General features: G+C 62.7%; 22 protein-coding genes, 1 tRNA gene and 1 pseudogene. 10 read left to right on the top strand and 14 right to left on the bottom strand.

The genetic code is table 11. The annotated features are described in order from the left end of the window. Nucleotides 1-73 precede the first annotated feature (73 nt). The 3 genes from hpf to V1286_RS34215 all read left to right on the top strand — a co-directional run bounded on the left by hpf (nt 74) and on the right by V1286_RS34215 (nt 3,168). Nucleotides 74-676: a ribosome hibernation-promoting factor, HPF/YfiA family gene (gene hpf / locus V1286_RS34225; RefSeq protein ID WP_334487497.1), complete on the top strand. Its 603-nt coding sequence runs from the start codon at nt 74-76 to the stop codon at nt 674-676. Nucleotides 677-901: 225 nt separating this feature from the next. Further along, on the top strand, nt 902-1,363 hold the full coding sequence (ptsN, locus tag V1286_RS34220) for a PTS IIA-like nitrogen regulatory protein PtsN (protein WP_028347914.1): 462 nt from the start codon (nt 902-904) through the stop codon (nt 1,361-1,363). A 116-nt stretch (nt 1,364-1,479) separates the two neighbouring features. Next, nucleotides 1,480-3,168 (top strand): methyl-accepting chemotaxis protein, encoded by a 1,689-nt coding sequence (locus V1286_RS34215; protein WP_334487494.1) that lies wholly within the window; start codon nt 1,480-1,482, stop codon nt 3,166-3,168. 153 nt (nt 3,169-3,321) lie between these two features. Here the strand turns inward: V1286_RS34215 and V1286_RS34210 are convergent, their stop codons facing one another. The 8 genes from V1286_RS34210 to V1286_RS34175 form a co-directional block, all read right to left on the bottom strand. Beyond that, a complete protein-coding gene (locus V1286_RS34210) occupies nt 3,322-3,588 on the bottom strand; it encodes a BQ00720 family protein (protein WP_028347912.1) in 267 nt (88 codons plus the stop codon). Between the two features lie 49 nt (nt 3,589-3,637). After that, nucleotides 3,638-4,063: an Hsp20 family protein gene (locus tag V1286_RS34205; protein WP_057839164.1), complete on the bottom strand. Its 426-nt coding sequence runs from the start codon at nt 4,061-4,063 to the stop codon at nt 3,638-3,640. Nucleotides 4,064-4,260: 197 nt separating this feature from the next. Next, nucleotides 4,261-5,352 (bottom strand): sn-glycerol-3-phosphate import ATP-binding protein UgpC, encoded by a 1,092-nt coding sequence (locus tag V1286_RS34200; RefSeq protein ID WP_334487492.1) that lies wholly within the window; start codon nt 5,350-5,352, stop codon nt 4,261-4,263. A gap of 7 nt (nt 5,353-5,359) precedes the next feature. Then, nucleotides 5,360-6,208: a sn-glycerol-3-phosphate ABC transporter permease UgpE gene (gene ugpE, locus V1286_RS34195; RefSeq protein WP_334487490.1), complete on the bottom strand. Its 849-nt coding sequence runs from the start codon at nt 6,206-6,208 to the stop codon at nt 5,360-5,362. Then, complete coding sequence (gene ugpA / locus V1286_RS34190) at nt 6,208-7,089, bottom strand: sn-glycerol-3-phosphate ABC transporter permease UgpA (protein WP_334487487.1); 882 nt, start codon at nt 7,087-7,089, stop codon at nt 6,208-6,210. Before ugpA ends, ugpE begins: the two co-directional genes overlap by 1 nt. Nucleotides 7,090-7,170: 81 nt before the next feature. Beyond that, entirely contained in the window at nt 7,171-8,484 is a 1,314-nt protein-coding gene (gene ugpB, locus V1286_RS34185; RefSeq protein WP_334487484.1) for a sn-glycerol-3-phosphate ABC transporter substrate-binding protein UgpB, read from the bottom strand. 262 nt (nt 8,485-8,746) lie between these two features. Beyond that, nucleotides 8,747-9,952: a CaiB/BaiF CoA transferase family protein gene (locus V1286_RS34180; RefSeq protein ID WP_334487482.1), complete on the bottom strand. Its 1,206-nt coding sequence runs from the start codon at nt 9,950-9,952 to the stop codon at nt 8,747-8,749. A gap of 196 nt (nt 9,953-10,148) precedes the next feature. Next, nucleotides 10,149-10,574, bottom strand: coding sequence for an organic hydroperoxide resistance protein (locus tag V1286_RS34175; RefSeq protein WP_334487480.1), 426 nt, complete (start codon nt 10,572-10,574; stop codon nt 10,149-10,151). A 166-nt stretch (nt 10,575-10,740) separates the two neighbouring features. On the opposite strand from V1286_RS34175, the gene V1286_RS34170 reads away from it, so the two are divergent. Continuing rightward, nucleotides 10,741-11,199 (top strand): MarR family winged helix-turn-helix transcriptional regulator, encoded by a 459-nt coding sequence (locus V1286_RS34170; RefSeq protein WP_108512706.1) that lies wholly within the window; start codon nt 10,741-10,743, stop codon nt 11,197-11,199. 10 nt (nt 11,200-11,209) lie between these two features. Here the strand turns inward: V1286_RS34170 and V1286_RS34165 are convergent. From V1286_RS34165 to V1286_RS34155, 3 genes and pseudogenes are all read right to left on the bottom strand, one after another. Then, nucleotides 11,210-11,448: pseudogene (locus V1286_RS34165) on the bottom strand (GIY-YIG nuclease family protein). Nucleotides 11,449-11,587: 139 nt separating this feature from the next. Next, a tRNA-Ala gene (locus V1286_RS34160) sits at nt 11,588-11,663 on the bottom strand. A gap of 65 nt (nt 11,664-11,728) precedes the next feature. Beyond that, a complete protein-coding gene (locus V1286_RS34155; protein WP_108512704.1) occupies nt 11,729-12,154 on the bottom strand; it encodes a TIGR02300 family protein in 426 nt (141 codons plus the stop codon). A gap of 143 nt (nt 12,155-12,297) precedes the next feature. On the opposite strand from V1286_RS34155, the gene aroA reads away from it, so the two are divergent. Then, a complete protein-coding gene (gene aroA / locus V1286_RS34150; protein ID WP_334487475.1) occupies nt 12,298-13,635 on the top strand; it encodes a 3-phosphoshikimate 1-carboxyvinyltransferase in 1,338 nt (445 codons plus the stop codon). A gap of 20 nt (nt 13,636-13,655) precedes the next feature. Here aroA and V1286_RS34145 read toward each other — a convergent pair whose 3' ends face one another. Together V1286_RS34145 and V1286_RS34140 are read right to left on the bottom strand one after the other, a co-directional pair. Further along, nucleotides 13,656-13,862 (bottom strand): hypothetical protein, encoded by a 207-nt coding sequence (locus tag V1286_RS34145; protein ID WP_334487473.1) that lies wholly within the window; start codon nt 13,860-13,862, stop codon nt 13,656-13,658. Next, nucleotides 13,831-14,646 carry a Bug family tripartite tricarboxylate transporter substrate binding protein gene (locus V1286_RS34140; protein ID WP_334487471.1) on the bottom strand — a complete coding sequence of 272 codons (816 nt, stop codon included), beginning with the start codon at nt 14,644-14,646 and terminating at the stop codon, nt 13,831-13,833. Before V1286_RS34140 ends, V1286_RS34145 begins: the two co-directional genes overlap by 32 nt. A 169-nt stretch (nt 14,647-14,815) precedes the next feature. On the opposite strand from V1286_RS34140, the gene cmk reads away from it, so the two are divergent. After that, nucleotides 14,816-15,457 carry a (d)CMP kinase gene (gene cmk / locus V1286_RS34135; protein ID WP_334490100.1) on the top strand — a complete coding sequence of 214 codons (642 nt, stop codon included), beginning with the start codon at nt 14,816-14,818 and terminating at the stop codon, nt 15,455-15,457. Nucleotides 15,458-15,502: 45 nt separating this feature from the next. Here cmk and V1286_RS34130 read toward each other — a convergent pair whose 3' ends face one another. After that, complete coding sequence (locus tag V1286_RS34130) at nt 15,503-15,673, bottom strand: hypothetical protein (protein WP_334487469.1); 171 nt, start codon at nt 15,671-15,673, stop codon at nt 15,503-15,505. A gap of 518 nt (nt 15,674-16,191) precedes the next feature. Here V1286_RS34130 and rpsA point away from each other — a divergent pair. The 4 genes from rpsA (at nt 16,192) to V1286_RS34110 (ending at nt 20,051) form a co-directional block, all read left to right on the top strand. Continuing rightward, nucleotides 16,192-17,922: a 30S ribosomal protein S1 gene (gene rpsA / locus V1286_RS34125; protein WP_108512700.1), complete on the top strand. Its 1,731-nt coding sequence runs from the start codon at nt 16,192-16,194 to the stop codon at nt 17,920-17,922. Between the two features lie 193 nt (nt 17,923-18,115). After that, nucleotides 18,116-19,096 carry a signal peptide peptidase SppA gene (gene sppA, locus V1286_RS34120; RefSeq protein ID WP_108512699.1) on the top strand — a complete coding sequence of 327 codons (981 nt, stop codon included), beginning with the start codon at nt 18,116-18,118 and terminating at the stop codon, nt 19,094-19,096. A 170-nt stretch (nt 19,097-19,266) separates the two neighbouring features. Beyond that, nucleotides 19,267-19,572: an integration host factor subunit beta gene (locus V1286_RS34115; protein WP_057844774.1), complete on the top strand. Its 306-nt coding sequence runs from the start codon at nt 19,267-19,269 to the stop codon at nt 19,570-19,572. Between the two features lie 86 nt (nt 19,573-19,658). Next, complete coding sequence (locus tag V1286_RS34110) at nt 19,659-20,051, top strand: LapA family protein (protein ID WP_190241641.1); 393 nt, start codon at nt 19,659-19,661, stop codon at nt 20,049-20,051. Nucleotides 20,052-20,073: the final 22 nt, after the last annotated feature.

Raw genomic sequence — 20,073 nt, 5'->3', positions numbered from 1 at the left:
ACCGGTTCATCGAAAGGACTCACCCTCCAACATCGAACTACCAGAGTAGTCGAGGCATCAAGTGAGGCACCAAATGACCCTTCGGATCTCCGGGAAAAGCATCAGTGTCGGCGACGCCCTTCGTTCGCGCGTCAGCGAGCGCACCGATGAGGTCCTGCGAAAGTATTTCGACGGCAATTATTCCGGCCACATCACGCTGAGCAAGGATGGCTTCGGCTTCCGTACCGATTGCGCACTGCATCTGGATTCCGGGATTACGCTGGAGGCCGATTCCAACGCCACCGATGCCTATGCCAGCGCCGACCAGGCGCTGCTGATGATCGAGAAGCGCCTGCGCCGCTACAAGAGTCGGCTGAAGGACCGCTCGGCCCGCAAGGCCTATGCGGCCTCCGCGGCGCTCGCTGAGATGGATGGGCCGGGGCTCGATGCGCCGAGCTATGTGATCGAGGCGCCGGCGGAGGGCGACGAGGAGGTTACCTCCTATAGCCCGGTCATCATTGCCGAGGCGACCACGTCGCTGAAGCGGCTTTCGGTCAGCGAAGCGGTTATGGAACTCGACCTGACCGGGGCCGCCTGCGTCGTGTTTCAGCACGGCTCCAGCGGCCGGGTGAACATCATTTACCGCCGGACGGATGGCAATGTCGGCTGGGTCGATCCCCCCTCGGTTACCCCCTGAGATATCTTCCCGATGGCATTGACGCCCCCAGCCACCCTCCCTATGGTCCGCGCCCTTAAGCATAGGGCGCATGAACTGGCCCTTCGGGAGTTGGCACCGCGCATGCGTTGGAGTAGAAGCCCCCAAATCGGGACCCGGGTCTAAGCCCGCCTCCCGATCTTCTTGACGCCCCGGTTCTAGAACCTATCTCGCAACCTGACGGTTCAATTCACCTCGGAACGCCCCATGACGATTACCGATCTGGTCGCACCCGAGGCGATTCTCCCCGCTTTGAAGGTCATCAGCAAGAAGCAGGCGCTGCAGGAGCTGGCGGCGCGCGCCTCCGCCCTGACCGGCCAGAACGAACGTTCGGTGTTCGAGGTGCTGTTGCAGCGGGAGAAATTGGGCACCACCGCCGTCGGCTACGGCGTCGCCATTCCGCACGGCAAGCTGCCGAAACTGGAAAAGCTGTTCGGACTCTTTGCCCGGCTGGAGCGCCCGATCGATTTCGAGGCGATGGACGGCCAGCCGGTCGACCTGATCTTCCTGCTGCTGGCGCCGGAAGGCGCCGGCGCCGATCACCTGAAGGCGCTGGCGCGAATCGCGCGGCTGTTGCGCGACCAGGACGTCGCCAAGAAGCTGCGGGCCTCGCGCGATGCCCAGGCGATCTATTCGGTGCTCGCCCTGCCGCCGGCGAGCGCGGCGTAGTTCGTCAAGGGGACCAGCGGTTTCTCCGGTTGGTAGCGGACCGGATAAACGCAATTTTAAGCTAAATAGCAGTTATTGCATTCGCTGGGATTTTTCATTACCCGGAGAACATTGCCATGACGCTGCGGCTGACGATTTCGCGCGCGATATTGATTTTTGGACTAGTTACCGCATTAGGCCTCGGTGCCGTGATTGCCACCAGCGTTTACGGGCTGTCGCAGCTCAAGGTCGGCGGTCCGCTCTATAACCAGATCAAGCTCGGCAACGACCTGATCGCCGACATTCTGCCGCCGCCGGAATACGTCATCGAGGCCTATCTCGAGGCCACCCTCGTGCTGCACGATCCGGCGCAGCTTGCGGCGCATCGCGAGCGGATCGCGCAGCTCAAGAAGGAATATGACGAGCGGCGGGACTTCTGGGTCAAGTCCGACCTCGACCCGGCGCTCAAGACCAAGCTGGTGGATAAATCCGATAGCGAGGTGCGCCGCTTCTGGACCGCGATCCAGGAGGGGCTGCTGCCTGCGCTCGCCAAGGGCGACAGCGCCGCGGCGGCGAAGTCCTATGCTGAAATCACCGCGCGGTATACCGCGCACCGTGCCATCATCGACGACATCGTCAAGCAGACCAACGACCAGAACGCGGCGACGGAAGTCGCGGCGACGGGGCGCGTCAGCACATTCACCTGGGTATTGTGGGGCGTTTCGGCCGCGGTGTTTCTCGTCATCGGCGCCGGCATTTTCGGCGTGGCATTCGGCGTCATTCGCCCGATCGCGGCAATGACTGACGTGATGAAGGGGCTCGCTGGTGGCGACCTCAATGTTTCGGTTCCGGCGCTCAGCCGCGGCGATGAAGTCGGCGCCATGGCGCGCGCGGTCCAGGTCTTCAAGGACAACGCGCAGCGCGTTCAGTCGATGGAACAGGAGCAGTCCAACCTGAAGCGGAAGGCGGAAGGCGACCGCAAGGCCGCGATGCAGCAGATGGCGGACGGCTTCGATTCCGCGATCGGAAAAATCATCCAGACCGTATCGACCGCTTCCTCCGAACTCGAATCATCGGCCGGACAACTGACCAAGACCGCCGAAGTGACCCAGGTACTCTCCGCGACCGTCGCCTCCGCATCGGAGCAATCCTCGGCCAACGCGCAATCCGCCGCGGCGGCCGCGGAAGAGATGGCCTCGTCGGTGTCGGAGATCAGCCGCCAGGTGCAGGATTCGCACAAGATCTCCCGCGAGGCGGTCAGTCAGGTCGAACAGACCAATGCGCGGATTGCCGATCTCGCCCAGTCCGCCAGCCGGATCGGCGAAGTGGTCAAGATGATCAGCGCGGTTGCGGAGCAGACCAATTTGCTGGCGCTGAACGCCACCATCGAGGCGGCGCGCGCCGGCGAGGCGGGACGGGGGTTTGCCGTCGTCGCATCCGAGGTCAAGGCGCTTGCCGCGCAGACCGCGAAAGCGACCGAGGAAATCAGCGAGCAGATCGGCCAGATGCAGTCGGCGACCAATCAGTCGGTATCCGCCATTCAGGAAATCGGCGGCACCATCGGCCGCATCGCGGAAATCTCGCAGGCGATCGCGGCAGCTGTGGAAGAGCAGGGCGCTGCGACGCAGGAAATCTCGCGCAACGTGCAGCAGGCGGCGCAGGGAGCCACGCAGGTCGCGGGCAGCATCACCGACGTCAACCGCGGCGCGACCGATACCGGCGCGGCATCGACGCATGTGCACGGGCTGGCCCGGTCCCTGCTGGGACAGAGCAATCATCTCAAGGGTGAGGTGGAGAAATTCCTTTCGACCGTGCGCGCGGCGTGAGGAACTCGAAATTATTATGAAGGACGATACGCGGGCGAGGCCCGCGTATCCGAAACCCTCTTCTCACACTCGCTCGGCATCACGTGAACGACGCCAGCGAAGTTGTGTCAGTGACAGCAGCAAGTGCTGCGTCAGTGACAACGGCAAACCGCCTCAGTGCACGCTGACAGCCTGAAGCTCGTTGCTCCATGCGTTGGCGATCGCCGCTTCGCGGCTGTCGGTCAGCATGATCGGGGTGCCGTCGGCGGCATGCAGCGCGAACAGTTTCAGCCCTGGCGCGATTTTCGGCGCCTGCGGAAACAGTCCCGGCACGTCCTCGGAACGGACTTGCTTCACGTAGGCGATGTGGCCTTCACCAAGATGGGCCAGTGCCTCAACGGAAACCTTTTCGGATTCGAAGGTAACACTCACGTCACTCATGGTCTCGACTCCTTCTGGGTCTAAGCGGTCGAGTCCGCTACTTGTTCCATTATTCGTGCTCATTGATAGCAATTGTCTTAACGACCCTTTCAGGCTCCGGCCTGGCGAGGTCGATCGACAACAGCCCGTTTTTCAGATCCGCGCCCAGCACCAGCATCCCCTCTGCCAGCACGAAGGTGCGCTGGAAGTGGCGCGCGGCGATGCCGCGATGGATGTATTGCCGGGCCTTGTCGTCCTGCTGGCGGCCCCGGATCACGAGCTGGTTTTCCTCAGTGGTTACATCGAGTTGGTCGCGGGTAAAACCCGCTACCGCGAGCGTGATGCGCAACCGTTCGGGCTGGCCGTTGGCACGGTCACACCGCTCGATGTTGTAGGGAGGATAACCGTCGGCGCCTTTGACGACGCGATCGAGCGCACGCTCGATTTCGTCGAACCCAAGCAGGAACGGACTGGATAACGAAGGAACACGAGACATTACAAAGTCCTCTCGAAGCGACTTTGAGGGGCCCTTGCGGCGCCCCATTCAACCGGCCGGCCGACTTGCCGTCCGGTCACCAGAGAATATGGGGGTGATTTGGGAACGGTTCAAGCGCCTCTGAAAGCTGTGCAAATCGGCCGCGGCGGGCGATTTCCGATGTCATTCCGGGCGCGAAGCGAACCCGGAATGACGAATCACCCGTCCACTCGCTTGCGGCCGTCGGCGGTAAAAAGATGCAGCTTGCTGCTGGCCGCAACCGCCCTGATTCGCTCGCCAATGGCCGGGCCGACGGCGCCGGGAATCCGCACGATCACCTCGCCCGGCGGCAGTTCGCCGGGCGTGGCGGCGACGCCCTGAACCTCGTGCTGCCTTGTGCCGTAAACAAAAGTTTCGGCGCCGACGCGCTCGATCGCTTCCACGGTGAGGCCAAGCGCCACGCCGCCGGAAACCGTTTCGTTCGTGATGACGAAATCCTCAGGGCGAATGCCGAGGATGCCGGCCTCGCTGATCCTGATATCGCCGGCCAATTGCGATTTGAGTTCGTCGGAGCGCAGCGGCATCAGATTCATCGGCGGCGCGCCGATGAAGGAGGCAACAAAGGTGGTCGCCGGCTTCTGGTAGATATCGAGCGGGTTGCCGATCTGCTCGACCTGGCCGCCGTTCATGACCACGAGAATATCGGCCAGCGTCATCGCTTCGAGCTGGTCGTGGGTGACGTAGATCGAGGTCGTCGAGAGACGGCGCTGCAGTTTGCGGATTTCGACCCGCATGGCGATGCGCAGCTTGGCGTCGAGGTTCGACAGCGGCTCGTCGAACAGGAACACTTTCGGCTGCCGCACGATGGCGCGGCCCATCGCCACGCGCTGGCGCTGGCCGCCGGACAATTGCCGTGGCTTGCGCTCGAGCATGGCGCCGAGTTCGAGAATGCGCGCGGCTTCCTCGACGCGGGTCTTGATCTCGGGCTCCGCCATGCCGCGGTTGCGCAGGCCGTATGCCATGTTGTTGTAGACGCTCATATGCGGGTAGAGCGCGTAGTTCTGGAACACCATCGCGATGTCGCGGTCGGCCGGCTCGATCCGGTTGACGACACGCCCGCCAATATCGATCTCGCCGCCGGTGATGGTCTCCAGGCCCGCGACCATGCGGAGCAGCGTGGATTTGCCGCAGCCCGAGGGGCCGACCAGCACGCAGAACTGGCCGTCGCCGACGTCGAAATCGATGCCCTTGATGGCCTCGAAACCACCGGCATAGGTCTTGCGGACATTACGCAGCGTGACGTTGGCCATGGCTACCCTACTTCTCCGTCTCGACCAGTCCGCGCACGAACAGCCGCTGCATGAACACGACGACCGCGACCGGTGGCAGCATTGCGAGAATGGCGGTCGCCATCGCGAGCTGCCACTCGGCGAGTTCGTCGGTCGTGTACAGCATCTTCTTGATGCCGGTGACGATGGTCTGCATCGAATCCTGCGTGGTGATCAGAAGCGGCCACAGATATTGATTCCAGCCATAGATGAACTGGATCACGAACAGGGCTGCGATCGTCGTCACCGACAGCGGCAGCAGCGTGTCCCAGAAGAAGCGGAACGGTCCTGCGCCGTCGATCCGCGACGCCTCCAGCAATTCCTCGGGGATGGTCATGAAGAATTGCCGGAACAGCAGTGTGCCCGTAGCGGACGCGATCAGCGGCAGGATCAGCCCGGCATAGGTGTCGAGCATATGCAGGTCGGCGATCACCTTGTAAGTCGGATAGATACGCACCTCGACCGGCAGCATCAGCGTGACGAAGATGATCCAGAACGCGGTCTTGCGGAACGGAAAGCGGAAATACACCACGGCGTAGGCCGACAGGATCGAGATGAAGATTTTGCCGATTGCGATGCCGATCGCCGAGATGAATGAGTTCATCAGCATCTGCCCGACCGGCTCGCGGATGGCGCGCGCACCGCCGACGAAGATGGCGCGGTAGTAGTTGTCCAGCGTATGGCCGCCTGGCGTCAGCGGCATGTTGCCGCCGACAACGGTGGCGGCGTCATGGGTGGAAGCAATCAGCGCCAGATAGACAGGAAAGGCGACGATGAAGATGCCGAGCGTCAGAATCGTGTAGGCGATGATGTCGCTGAGCGGGCGGTGCTCGACCATCAGTACTGCACCTTGCGCTCGACATATTTGAACTGGATCGCGGTCAGCGCGATCACGATCACCATCAGGATCACCGATTGCGCCGCCGAGCCGCCGAGATCGCCGCCGAGCCGTCCGTCGGCAAACACCTTGTAGACCATGGTGGTGGTCGCGCCGGCCGGACCGCCGCCGGTGACGGCGTCGATGATGCCGAACGTATCGAAGAAGACGTAGACCACATTGACGACCAGGAGAAAGAACGTGGTCGGCGACAGCAGCGGAAAGGTGATGGTCCAGAACCGCCGCATCGGGCCGGCGCCGTCGATCGCGCCGGCTTCCAGCACGCTTTTGGGGATCGATTGCAGCCCGGCGAGAAAGAACAGGAAATTATAGGAAATCTGTTTCCACACCGCGGCCATCACCACGAGCGCCATGGCGTGGTTGCCATTCAGCAGCGGATTCCAGTCGAAATTCATCCAGCGCAGCGGTCGCGCCAGCGTGCCAAGCGTGGGATGGAACATGAATATCCACAACACCCCCGCGACCGCGGGCGCCACCGCATAGGGCCAGATCATCAGGGTCTTGTAGCCGCCGGCGGCTTTCAGGTTCTTGTCCGCCTGGGTCGCGAACAGCAAGGCAATGGAGAGCGACAATGCCGCGACCAGCGAGGAGAAAATCACCGTCGTCAGCATCGATTTGTAATAGCTGGGATCGGCGAACAGGCTCTGGTAATTTTCCAACCCAACAAATTCCGAATGCAATCCGAACGCGTCCTCGCGCAGGAAGGATTGCCAGACCGCCTGGCTCGCCGGCCAGTAGAAGAATACGAATGTGATGATGAGCTGCGGCACGAGCAGTAAATATGGCAACAGCCTGTTGTTGAAGACGACCGACTTTTCCATCTAGGGCGCTTTACAGCCTTCCGCGCTTAGGTGTCAGACCGGCTCCCCTTCCGGCGTGGAGGGGGAGCCAATGCCGACTGTCTACTTTGCCGTCTTTTCGAACGTTCGCAACATCGCATTGCCTTTGGCGACGGCCTCATCAAGCGCTTGCTGCGCGGTTTTTTGCCCGGCGAGGGCCGCTTCGATCTGCTCGGCCCAGACGTCGCGCATCTGCACCATGTTGCCGAAGCGCAGGCCGCGCGAATTCTCGGTCGGCTCCTTGTTGGTGAGCTCCTTTAGCGGGGTCTCCGGTACCGGGTTTTTTTCGTAGAAGCCGTCGGCCTTGGTCTTCTCATAGGCAGCTTTGGTGATCGGCAGATAGCCGGATTCCTGGTGCAGCTTGGCCTGACGGTTGGTGTCGGACAGGAAGGTGAAGAATTTCGCCACGCCTTTGTATTCATCGGGCTTCTTGCCGCCCATCACCCACAGCGATGCACCGCCGATGATCGAGTTCTGCGGTGCGCCGGCCGCGTCGGGGTAATAGGGCATCGGCGCCGAGGTGAAGTCGAACTTGGCGGTGCTCTTGGCGGTGGCGTAGTAACCTGACGAGGTCAGGAAGATCGCGCATTCGCCCGAACCGAAGCGGGCTTCGCTCTTATTTTCGCGGCCGGAATAGTCGTAGGTCTTGTCCTTTTGCAGGTCGATCAAGTTCTGCAAATGCTTCACATGTAGCGGCGAGTTGAAGGTCAGAACCGTGTCGAAACCATCGAGGCCGTTGGCCTTGGTTCCGATCGGCACGTTGTGCCATGCCGAAAATTGTTCGATGTGCGCCCACGATGCCCAGGCGTTGGAGAAGCCGCAGGTCTCGTGTCCGGCGGCCTTAAGCTTCTTCGCGGCAGCAAACACTTCCGGCCAGGTTTTTGGAATTTCGGCGATGCCGGCCTTCTTCAACTCGTCCTTGTTGATCCACATCACCATCGACGAGGAATTGAAGGGGAACGACAGCATGTCGCCCTTGGAGGTCGAGTAGTAGCCAGTAATGGTCGGCAGATAGGCCTTGGGATCGAAGGGCTCGCCGGCATCCTTCATGAGCTGGTAGACCGGCTTGATGGCGCCGGTGGCGCTCATCATGGTGGCGGTGCCGACCTCGAACACCTGCATGATATGCGGCGCGTTGCCGGCGCGGAAGGCGGCGATGCCGGCATTCATGGTGTCGGGATAGCTGCCCTTGAAGGTCGGAACGACCTTGTAGTCGGACTGGCTGGCGTTGAATTCCGCGGCGAGCTTGTTGACGATGTCGTTGTTGCCGCCGGACATGGCGTGCCACCACTGGATCTCGGTCAAAGCGTAAGCAGGCGTGGCGAACGCCAGCGCAACAGTCACTGCCGCCGCTGCGCCGAATTGTCGAAGTGCCATGGAATTCCTCCGGGTTGGGGTCGTCACCTTCGTTTCGCGCGATAACAGCGCCGGATGACGTGCAAATGACCGTATAAGCGAAAGGATGGTATTGGGGAAGTGTGCGCGGAGGGAAGCGGGAAAATAGGCGAAGGCATGCACTGTCGTCCCTGCGAAAACGCAGGGACCCATTCCCCGCGGCCCCACTTTGAGACGCTGTGGCAGCCGCTTTTTTCAACGCCCCTGTGGTTATGGGCCCCTGCGTTCGCAGGGGCGATCACGTTCAGCGCTTGCGCTCGTCGCCGCAGACCGCGCCCTTGGCGACCAGCGCCTCGATCTCACCCTTGGAATAGCCGAACTCGCCCAGCACCTCTGATGTGTGCTGGCTGAATTTCGGCGGCGTCCGGCGCAGGCTCGGTTTTGTTCGTTCCAGCCGGATCGGGGAGGCGACGCCCTTGTACCAATCCTTCTCAATGATATCGCCGCGATGCAGCGTATGCGGATTGTTCAGCGCCTGGTCGATCTTCTGCACCGGACCTGCGGGTAGCCCGGCCGCCAGCAGGCGATTGCAGAGCGGCTCCGCCTCGTGCTGGCTGAACACGGCGGCGAGTTCGGCACGCAGCGCCTCACGGTTGGCAATGCGGTCCTTGTTGCGGGCAAAGCGCGGATCGGTGCCGAGCTCGGGCTTGCCGATCTCCTTGGCGAGCTTGCGGAAGGTGCCGTCATTGCCGACGCCGATGAAGATGTTGTCGGTCTTGGTCGGAAAGATCGCATACGGCACCAGATTGGGGTGCTCGTTGCCGGTCAGCCCCGGCGGCTTGCCATGCATGAAATAATTCGCGGTGTGCGGATGCATGATCGCCAGACCGGTCTCGTACAGCGTGGTTTCCAGAAACTGCCCGAGACCCGAGCGCTGCCGCTCCGACAGCGCCATCAGGATGCCGATCGCCGCGTAAAGCCCGGTGGTGATGTCGACCAGGGGAACGCCGATCCGCATCGGGCCGCTTTCGGGCGAGCCGGTCGCCGCGATCATGCCGGTCATGGCCTGGATGATCGCATCATAGCCGGGATTGCCGCCGCGCGGGCCGTCGGCGCCGAAGCCGGAAATCCGGCAATGCACCAGTTTTGGAAATTTCGCTCGCAGCACGTCGTTGCCGATGCCCCATTTGTCGAGCGTGCCCGGCTTGAAATTCTCGATCAGGACGTCGGCGGTCTCGAGCATCTTCAGCAGCACTGCGCGGCCGCCTTCGGAGGCGAGGTCGAGCCCGATCGAGCGCTTGTTGCGGTTGATGCCGACGAAATAGGCCGCGTCTTCCTCATGGAACGGAGGGCCCCAGTCGCGCACCTCGTCGCCGGCCGGCGGTTCGACCTTGATGACGTCGGCGCCGTGGTCGGCGAGGATTTGCGTGCAATAGGGGCCGCCGAGCACACGCGTCAGATCGATCACGCGCAGGCCGGTCATTGCGCCGGGAGCGGCTACAGAACTCATGGACAAGAACCTTCGCTCAAGGAGAAAATCGAAGTCTTGAGCTAGCGGTCTTCAGGCGCGGCGGCAATGGCGTCTCGCGCACAGGGCGCATGACGCCGCCGCCGCAGCAAAGCTTGCGGAAAATTCTGTGGGGTGAACGGCCCGCCGGTATCAGCGGCGGGCCGTTCGAATCCCGTCGTCAGACGACCGCCGGTCGTTACACGACCGTCAGGCGGACATCGATGTTGCCGCGGGTGGCGTTGGAATACGGGCACACTTGATGCGCCTTCGCGACCAGGGCTTCCGCATCCGCCTTTGCAACGCCGGGCAGCGAGACGGCGAGTTCGACATCGAGGCCAAAGCCGCCAGCCGAACGCGGGCCGATGCCGACGGTGGAAGTGACAGTGGCGTCCGCGGGTACCTTCGGGCCGCCTTGCGAAGCTACGAACTTCATCGCGCCGATGAAGCAGGCCGCATAGCCGGCCGCAAACAGCTGCTCGGGATTGTTGCCGGCGCCACCGCCGCCGCCGAGTTCTTTCGGGGTCGCGAGCTTGACGTCGAGCGCGCCGTCGAGGGTCGCAGCGGTGCCGTCACGGCCGCCGGTGGCCTTGGCGCTGGTCTTGTAGAGCACGTTCACGGACATGTGGTTCTCCCTGGGTTCGCCGTTTCGATGGATAATGCATTGCACACAATTTGATTGTGCGCAATATAAATTATTGCAAAGCCCACGATCTAATCGTATACAATTGAAATCAAGCGCTTACGGTTCCAGATCAAGGATAGGGGCGCGGTCCGTTGACGAGGTTGTGATGGCCAGGAAACACGCGGCCGACCTGCCGCTGAGGCTCGATAATCAGCTCTGCTTTGCGGTGTATTCCACCGCGCACGCGTTCAACCGCGTCTACAAGCCGCTGCTCGACAAACTCGCTCTGACCTATCCGCAATATCTGGTCATGCTGGTGCTGTGGGAGCGCGACGGCGTGCCGGTGAAAGACATCGGCGAACGGCTGCTGCTGGATTCCGGCACGCTGACGCCGCTGCTCAAGCGGCTGGAGGCGGCCGAACTGGTCAGGCGCACCCGCAGCACAGAGGATGAGCGCCAGGTGCTGATCGCGCTGACGCCAAAGGGCGAAGCGCTGCGCGAGAAAGCGAGAGCGGTGCCGCAATCGATTCTCGCGGCGTCAGCCTGCTCGGTCGGCGAACTCATGGCGATGAAGAACGAGATCGTCGCGTTGCGCGATCGGTTGAATGCGGTGTTGGGGGAGTAGGAGGGCGGGGTTAGAGGCGCTTCTTGGCGAAGGCGCGGCCGGAGTGGGATTTTAGATATTTCTCGAAGGCCAGCGCTTTGTACTTGTCAGGAAAGGCGCAGTACCAATCAGTTCCCAAGGCTTGAATTTTGCGGTGTGCGCGGATTTGCCTGCGTTGTGCTCGGGTATCCGCCGTTTCAAATCCGCGGTTGCACCGATGTATTCTTGTTCGGGGAAACTGAGGCTGCGGATGATGTAGACGTACCACATGACAATCCGCGAGATTGCGATCAGAGCCTATCACGCAACGTCTACCAGCCCGTCTTCGCCCTTCGGGCTACGCCGGGCACCACGCTTCGTCCTTCGGGCCTCTCGTGGCTGCGCCACGCGAAGCCCGAAGGGCGAAGCGTGGTGGAGCCAGGCGGGATCGAACCGCCGACCTCTTGCATGCCATGCAAGCGCTCTCCCAGCTGAGCTATGGCCCCGTAGAATCGCAGCGCTTCAAATCAGCGTGCGGGCAATGACCCTGAACCACAGTTCTGGGCCGATCTCAAGTCTCTTCGTCGCCTCCGACATCACCGATGATGTCGGTGACGTCCTCATCGCCTTCTTCCTCGTCGGGAATGAAGGTGGAATCGTCGTCGTCATCGCCCTCGATGGTCTCGTCGATCTCGATGTCGTCTTCCGATTCGGGAACCACGGCCTTGACCTTGCCGGTATTCTCTTCGGCGTCGGCCTCTTCGAGCGAAACCAACTCTTCGGCCTCGGCGGCCTCGGGCAAATCGGCAGCGGCGGTGGCTGAAGCGGCAGCCGCGGCGCGTGCGGCATCGCCACGGGCGGCCCGGGGCGGCGCAATTGGTGCAATCGGCACGACCTCGCCAGTGTAGGGCGAGATCACCGGGTTCTTGTTCAGATCGTAGAATTTCTTACCCGTCGTCGGGCAAATGCGTTTGGTTCCGAGATCGGATTTGGCCACGTGTGGATCCTGGGAAATTCTGAAAAACGGTGCTTCACTTGGCTAGTTAAGGGGCTGGTGTCAATAGCGCTTTGAAGCATTTGACGGCCGCGTGACGTCGTAGGGCCCCTGTGGTACTTCCGCCCCCGCAAAGGACCACCATCTTGACCCATTCAACCACCCAAAGCCCGCTGGAATCCCGTGCAAGCGGTCCACTGAGCGGCAAAGTCCGCGTTCCCGGCGACAAGTCGATTTCGCACCGCGCCCTCATCCTGGGGGCGCTTTCGGTCGGCGAAACCAGGATTTCCGGCCTGCTCGAGGGAGAGGACGTCCTCAATACCGCCAAATCCATGCAGGCGCTGGGCGCCCGGGTCGAACGGACCGGTCCGTTTGCCTGGCAGGTCGACGGGGTGGGCGTGGCGGGCTTTGCCCAGCCGGCTTCCCCGCTCGATTTCGGCAATTCCGGCACCGGCTGCCGGCTGGTGATGGGGGCGGTCGCCGGCTGCCCGATCACTGCCGTGTTCGACGGCGACGCCTCGCTGCGCTCCCGCCCGATGCGCCGCATCCTCGATCCCCTGGAATTGATGGGTGCCAAAGCCGGTGAGAGCAAGGAAGGCGGCCGCCTGCCGCTGACGCTGCACGGCGCCCGCGATCCCGTGCCGATCCTGTACCGGACCCCCGTGGCTTCGGCCCAGATCAAGTCGGCGGTGCTGCTGGCGGGGCTTGCCGCGCCCGGCATCACGACCGTCATCGAGCAGGAAGCCAGCCGCGACCACACCGAACTGATGCTGAAACATTTCGGCGCGGAGATCATCTCCGTCAATGAAGGCATTCACGGCCGCAAAATCGTGCTGACGGGCCAGCCCGAACTGCATGGCGCCGAGGTCGTGGTGCCTGCCGATCCGTCCTCGGCCGCATTCCCGATCGTGGCGGCGCTGGTCGTCGAGGGTTCGGACGTAACTTTTTCTGACGTCATGACCAATCCGCTGCGCACCGGGCTGTTCACGACGCTGCGCGAGATGGGCGCTTCGATCGAGGAAAGCGAAGTGCGCGGCGATGCCGGCGAGCCGATGGCCCGCTTGCGCGTGCGCGCTTCCAAAATGCGCGGCGTCGAGGTGCCGCCGGAGCGCGCGCCCTCGATGATCGACGAATATCTGGTGCTGGCGGTCGCGGCCTCGTTCGCCGAAGGCACCACCATCATGCGCGGCCTGCAGGAACTGCGCGTCAAGGAATCCGATCGGCTGGAGGCGACCGCCGCCATGCTGCGCGTCAACGGCGTCAAGGTCGAGATCGCGGGCGATGATCTGATCGTCGAAGGCCACGGCCACGTGCCCGGCGGCGGCCTCGTCGCCACCCACATGGATCACCGCATCGCGATGTCGGCGCTGGTGATGGGCTTGGCCTCCGACAAGCCGGTCAAGGTGGATGACACGGCTTTCATCACCACCAGCTTTCCGGACTTCATCCCGATGATGCGCTCGCTGGGCGCGGAGTTTTCGTAAACCGCGCGTGCTCGTGCGTCTCAGGACGGCGCAAGCCCGAGGTTCGTCACCGCCTCAAGCCAGACGGGCGCTTCGTCCTTGTACAGTTTCTGCGTCTCCTCGAACGTCATCGCGGTATCGTCGACGCCGAATGATTTCATGAGTTGCTGCAACTTTTCGGTCTTGCCGCCGGCGACGAGAAGTTTTGACAGTTTCTCAATGATGGCCGCCGGCGTGCCCGTGGGCACGGCGCAGCACTGGAAGCCGGTCAACTGGAAGATGCGCGACGTTGTGCCCTGCTCTGCGAAAAGAAGGGACATCCGGCAATGTCGACATCCGCTTGCGCGAGACGGCGACCGCATGGCCGCGGCCGCTCTGCAGGACGGACAATGCCGCGGAGTAGCTGCCGTGGGCGCCGTCGATAAATCCGCCGGCAAGGTCGGTCCACATCGGCGCTTCGCCGCGATAGTGGACCGCTTCCATCTTGAGGCCATACTGCTTGTTCATTTCGGCGATCGCCATGTGCGCGTATGAGCCTGCGCCGTAGGTGCCGACGTTGACCTTCTCGGCTTTCTTCGCGTAGGCGACAAATTCGGCGAGTGTCTTGGCGCCGGTCTTTTCGCCGGCCACGAACGGCAGGCTGCCCGCCGGCATGATCGAGACGAGAACGAAATCCTTGTCGGCGTCGTAAGGGATGTCTTTGATCAGAACGCGGTTCATGATCATGGTCGTCGAGATCGTGAACATCAGCGTGTAACCGTCTGGCGCGGCGCGCTTGGCTTCAACGGCTGCGACCGATCCCGAAGCGCCGGCCTTGTTTTCCACCGTCACGTTCTGGCCGGTCTCGGACCGGATATATTCGCCATAGGTGCGGGCAAACAAATCGGTCTGCCCGCCGGCCGGATAGCCGGCGATGATCTTGATCGGCTTGGTTGGCCAGTCGGTCTGCGCATGGGCCGAAGACCCGATCAGCGGGATCGCCGAGGCGGCCGCGGCGCTGCCGATAAAACGACGTCGTGAAATCGCGCTCATCGTATCCCTCCGGCCGGCGCTATTTCGAGCCGGCTTTCCGCAGATCAATGGATGAATTCACAGCCTGGCAGCAGAATAGAGGCGGTCAACGGCCAGGGCGAGAAACATTTGGACGCATCCGCCTCTCCGCGGCCTTGACCACATGGCCGCTCTGTCGCACATGGCTCCCATGATTATCGCCATCGACGGACCGGCGGCATCCGGCAAGGGCACGCTCGGCAAGCGGCTCGCTCACCATTACGGCTATCGCCACCTCGACACCGGCGTGATCTATCGCGCGGTGGCGAAAGGGCTGCTGGACGAGGGGTTTGATCTTACCGACGAGGCGCGGGCGGTAGCGGTTGCCATGGAGCTCGATCCCGAAAGCTTCGGCCATCCCGAATTGAAGACGCAGCGCATCGGCGATGCCGCCTCTGTCGTGTCGGCCATACCCAGCGTGCGCGAGGCGCTGGTCAATTTTCAGCGCCAGTTCGCGGCCGATCCGCCGGGCGCGGTGCTCGACGGGCGCGACATCGGAACCGTGATCTGCCCGAATGCCGATGTGAAGATCTTTGTCGTGGCCGACCCGCAGGTGCGGGCCCGTCGCCGGACGCTGGAAGCGCTCGCGCGTGGCGAAGCCGCCGACGAGGCGATGGTGCTGGCCGACATCCTCAAGCGCGATGAACGGGACAAAAACCGCGCCGCCGCGCCGCTCAAGGCGGCGGCGGACGCCCATATCCTCGACAATTCAAATCTCGACATCGAAGGCGGCGTTCGGGCTGCCATTGCGATCGTCGAAGCGGTCCGCGCCGGGCGGGGAAGTTCTCGGTAGCCTGCGTCAATCCGGGATAGCTGGCTCCTGAGTAAAAGTTTCCGATCAGTTCTTCGAGCGTGCGCGGTCGAACGGCAGTCGCTGTTCGGCCATCATGACGGGCTTCGATTTGGCGGCGGCAATCGCCTTGTCGGTGGCAAAAGCGGCCGGCTTGCCGGCAACGGCTGTGGCGACGGTAAAGACGGCAATGGCGGTCAGAGCGAGCAGGCTCTTCATGGTGGCACCCCTTTTTTTGGACGGCGCCAACGTATGGGGGGTGGCGCTTAAGGCCGGGTTCCATCCCGCCGAGGCTAGCCGACCTTTCGCGTCATGCGGTCAACAAGGCGTTGAAAGCGCGGGCCCATGGTTAGCGTCCGTCAGCCTTAAGGGCCCGTAAATCGGCCCATTTCCGGCTTGCCGAAAATGGCCCTTGGGGCTATATCCACGCCCATCCGGGCCGCCATCGATAAGATCAGGGCTGTCCGAGCGGGCCGGCGGGAGGTTTGAACCCCCGCCGTCATTGGAGGAAAGCCCGCTCCAGGCTCCTGAAGTCGATACGCTCGTTTCAGGCCCCGGACTTCTGACGTTACGCGCATTCTTTTCGCAAAACCGGTACCCACTTTTGCGGAATGCGCGACATCAAACGTACCGAACGTGCAGGCATGCTGCCGGCCCGCTTTTGCGCACTCCCGCAAACGCGGTCGTTGGGATTTGCGGACCCCGACACTTCACGCGCGATACGCCCTTTAACCCGAATGGCCGGCAATACCGCATCTGGAGAACATATGGCTTCGACTGCTGCTTCTTATAATCCTACCCGCGACGATTTCGCTGCAATGCTGGACGAGTCCTTCGCCGGCGGCAATCTGCAGGAAAGCTCCGTCATCAAGGGCAAGGTAGTTGCAATTGAAAAGGACATGGCCGTCATCGACGTCGGCCTGAAGACCGAGGGCCGCGTGGCGCTGCGCGAATTCGCCGGCCCCGGCCGCGAAAGCGATCTCAAGGTTGGCGACGAAGTCGAGGTGTTCCTCGACCGGATCGAGAATGCGCTCGGCGAAGCCGTGCTGTCGCGCGACAAGGCGCGCCGCGAGGAAAGCTGGGGCAAGCTCGAGAAGGCCTTCAACAACAACGAGAAGGTTCACGGCGTCATCTTCAACCAGGTCAAGGGCGGCTTCACGGTCGACCTCGACGGTGCCGTTGCCTTCCTGCCGCGCTCGCAGGTCGATATCCGCCCGATCCGCGACGTCGCTCCGCTGATGAACAACTCGCAGCCGTTCCAGATCCTCAAGATGGATCGCCGCCGCGGCAACATCGTGGTGTCGCGCCGCACGGTGCTCGAAGAGACCCGCGCCGAGCAGCGCCAGGAGCTGGTGCAGAACCTCGAAGAGGGTCAGGTCATCGACGGCGTGGTCAAGAACATCACCGATTACGGTGCGTTCGTTGATCTCGGCGGCATCGACGGCCTGCTTCACGTCACCGATATCGCCTGGCGCCGGGTCAACCACCCGACCGAAGTGCTCACCATCGGCCAGACGGTGAAGGTCAAGATCATCAAGATCAACCACGAGACCCACCGCATTTCGCTCGGCATGAAGCAGTTGCTGGACGATCCGTGGCAGGGCATCGAGGCGAAGTACCCGCTGAACGCGCGCTTCACCGGCCGCGTCACCAACATCACCGACTACGGCGCGTTCGTCGAACTGGAGCCGGGCATCGAAGGCCTGATCCACGTCTCGGAAATGTCGTGGACCAAGAAGAACATGCACCCCGGCAAGATCGTTTCGACCTCGCAGGAAGTCGAAGTGCAGGTTCTCGAAGTCGATTCGGTCAAGCGCCGCATCTCGCTCGGTCTCAAGCAGACCATGCGCAATCCCTGGGAAGTCTTCGTCGAGAAGTTCCCGGTCGGCTCCACCGTCGAAGGCGAGGTCAAGAACAAGACCGAGTTCGGTCTGTTCCTCGGTCTCGACGGCGACGTCGACGGCATGGTCCATCTGTCCGACCTCGACTGGAAGCTTCCGGGCGAGCAGGTCATCGACAACTTCAAGAAGGGCGACATGGTCAAGGCCGTGGTGCTCGACGTCGATGTCGAAAAGGAGCGCATCTCGCTCGGCGTCAAGCAGCTCGAAGGCGATCCCTTCGCCGAGCCGGGTGACGTCAAGAAGGGCGCGGTCGTGACCTGCGAAGTGCTCGAAGTGAAGGAAGCCGGCATCGAGGTGAAGATCTCGGGCACCGACTTCACCACCTTCATCAAGCGCTCCGAGCTCGCCCGTGACCGCAACGATCAGCGCGCCGAACGCTTCGCCGTCGGCGAGAAGGTCGATGCCCGCGTGATCCAGTTCGACAAGAAGGCCCGCAAGGTGCAGGTCTCGATCAAGGCGCTGGAAGTCGCCGAGGAGAAGGAAGCCATCGCGCAGTACGGCTCCTCCGATTCGGGAGCGACGCTGGGCGATATTCTCGGCACCGCACTCAAGAACCGCGACAAGTAAGCTTTTCGCTGCTTGCCCTGCGACATCAGGCCCCGGTTTCGACCGGGGCCTTTTTTTGTTCTTCCTTCTCCCACAAGGGGAGAAGGGAAGCAGGGCCTTGTTTTCTTCAAATTGCGTCGCAATTGATGTAATCAGCTAACGCTACGCTCACGCTGCGGATGCAAAACGCGGTGGTTACTTCAGGAGAAATTCGATGTCGCTCGATTCGGACGTGATCGTCGATCGCCGCAGGATCCGCCGCAAGTTGACCTTCTGGCGCGTCGTGGCTGGGCTGGTCGCGATCGCGGCGATCGTCACCGTCGGCGCGATCGCGACAAGGAGCGGGCCGGCTGCGCTGACGACATCGGGATCGATCGCGCGGGTCAACATCGAAGGGCTGATCCGCAGCGACCAGCAACGCGTCGAGGCGCTGGAACGGTTGGAGAAATCGAGCCATGCCGCCGTCATCGTGCACATCAATTCGCCTGGCGGCACCACGGCCGGCTCCGAGCAACTCTATGACGCGCTGGTGCGCCTGAAGGCCAAGAAGCCGCTGGTCGTGGTGGTCGAGGGGCTGGCCGCCTCGGGCGGTTACATCACGGCGATGGCCGCCGATCATATCGTCGCCCGCCAGAGCTCGCTGGTCGGTTCAATCGGCGTGCTGTTCCAGTTCCCGAATTTCACCGAGCTGATGAAGACGGTGGGCGTCAAGGTCGAGGAAGTGAAATCCTCGCCGTTGAAGGCCGCGCCCAACGGTTTCGAGCCGACCAGCCCGGAGGCGCGTGCCGCGCTCGACGCGCTGGTGAAGGATTCCTATGCCTGGTTCCGCGGCCTGGTGAAGGAGCGGCGCGGCATGGACGAAGTACTACTCGAAAAGGTTGCGGACGGGCGGGTGTTCACCGGCCGTCAGGCGGTCGAACTGAAGCTGGTCGATCAGCTCGGTGATGAAAAAGCCGCCGTTGCCTGGCTGGTTGCCGAAAAGAAGATCAAGAGCGACCTGCCGGTGCGCGATTTCAAGCTGACACCGCAATTCGGGGACCTGACGTTCCTGCGCGCGGCAGCCTCCATCGCGTTCGATGCGCTCGGCTTGAGTTCCATCGCGCGCCAAATCGAGCAGGCCGGCGTTGCCCAGGCGGTCGATCAGCTCGCGCTCGACGGCATGTTGGCGCTGTGGCGCCCCGCCGCCACCAACTGAGCCGCATCGGCTGCGCTTCGTCACCTTCTCCCGCACTGCGGGTGTGGTCACAAACCCCTTCCGGGGTACCTGTCACGCGATTTCGCGTTGCCCAAAAGTGATTTAGCGTCTTGACAGTTCAAGGTATTTTCACGGAAATGGATTCCGCACGACCCCGGATCCCAACCTCGATGATCAAATCCGAACTTGTTCAGCGCATCGCCGAGCACAACCCGCACCTCTATCAGCGGGATGTGGAGAACATTGTGAACGCGATCCTCGATGAGATCGTCGCGGCGCTAGCGCGCGGCGACCGTGTCGAGCTGCGCGGTTTCGGCGCTTTCTCGGTCAAGCATCGCCCGGCGCGCGCAGGGCGCAATCCACGCACCGGCGCGCATGTGCCGGTCGACCAGAAGAGCGTCCCGTTCTTCAAGACCGGCAAGGAAATGCGCGAGCGGCTGAACCGCGACAACGGCTCGCCCGAGGCCGGCGCGTAGCGCGCAGGCGCTTTTTCGGGTCCAGGGGATCAGTAGCCGCGTCGCGGGGTCTCGCCCGCCGATATCCATCAACACGAGAGATGGTCATGCGAAAGTTCTTCACGGCGCTGGTCGTCATTCCCCTAGGGCTGATCTTCATCGTCTTTGCGGTCGCCAACCGCCATTTCGTGACGGTGTCGTTCGATCCCTTCAATTCGACCGATCCGGCGATCGCGGTGTCGATGCCGCTGTTCGCCGTGATCATTGCGGTGGCCATTCTGGGGGTGGCGGCGGGCGGCATGGCGACCTGGTTCCGGCAGCGTCACTGGCGCCGCGCGGCGCGCCAGCATGAGGCGGATGCCCGCCGGGCGCGGGCGGAGACGGCCGATTTGCGGGCTGCGGCGGCGGTTTCCCGGGTCGATCAGCAGCGGCTTCCGGCACCGTCCCAGTACGGATTCTATGGGGTCGCAGGGCGAGACAAGCAGGGCGCGACGTTGTAGAACCCGCCCCGTCAGCCCTGTT

It is taken from the genome of Bradyrhizobium algeriense, from assembly GCF_036924595.1.
Lineage (GTDB): Bacteria > Pseudomonadota > Alphaproteobacteria > Rhizobiales > Xanthobacteraceae > Bradyrhizobium > Bradyrhizobium algeriense.
This window is presented reverse-complemented; position numbering and strand designations above follow the sequence as displayed.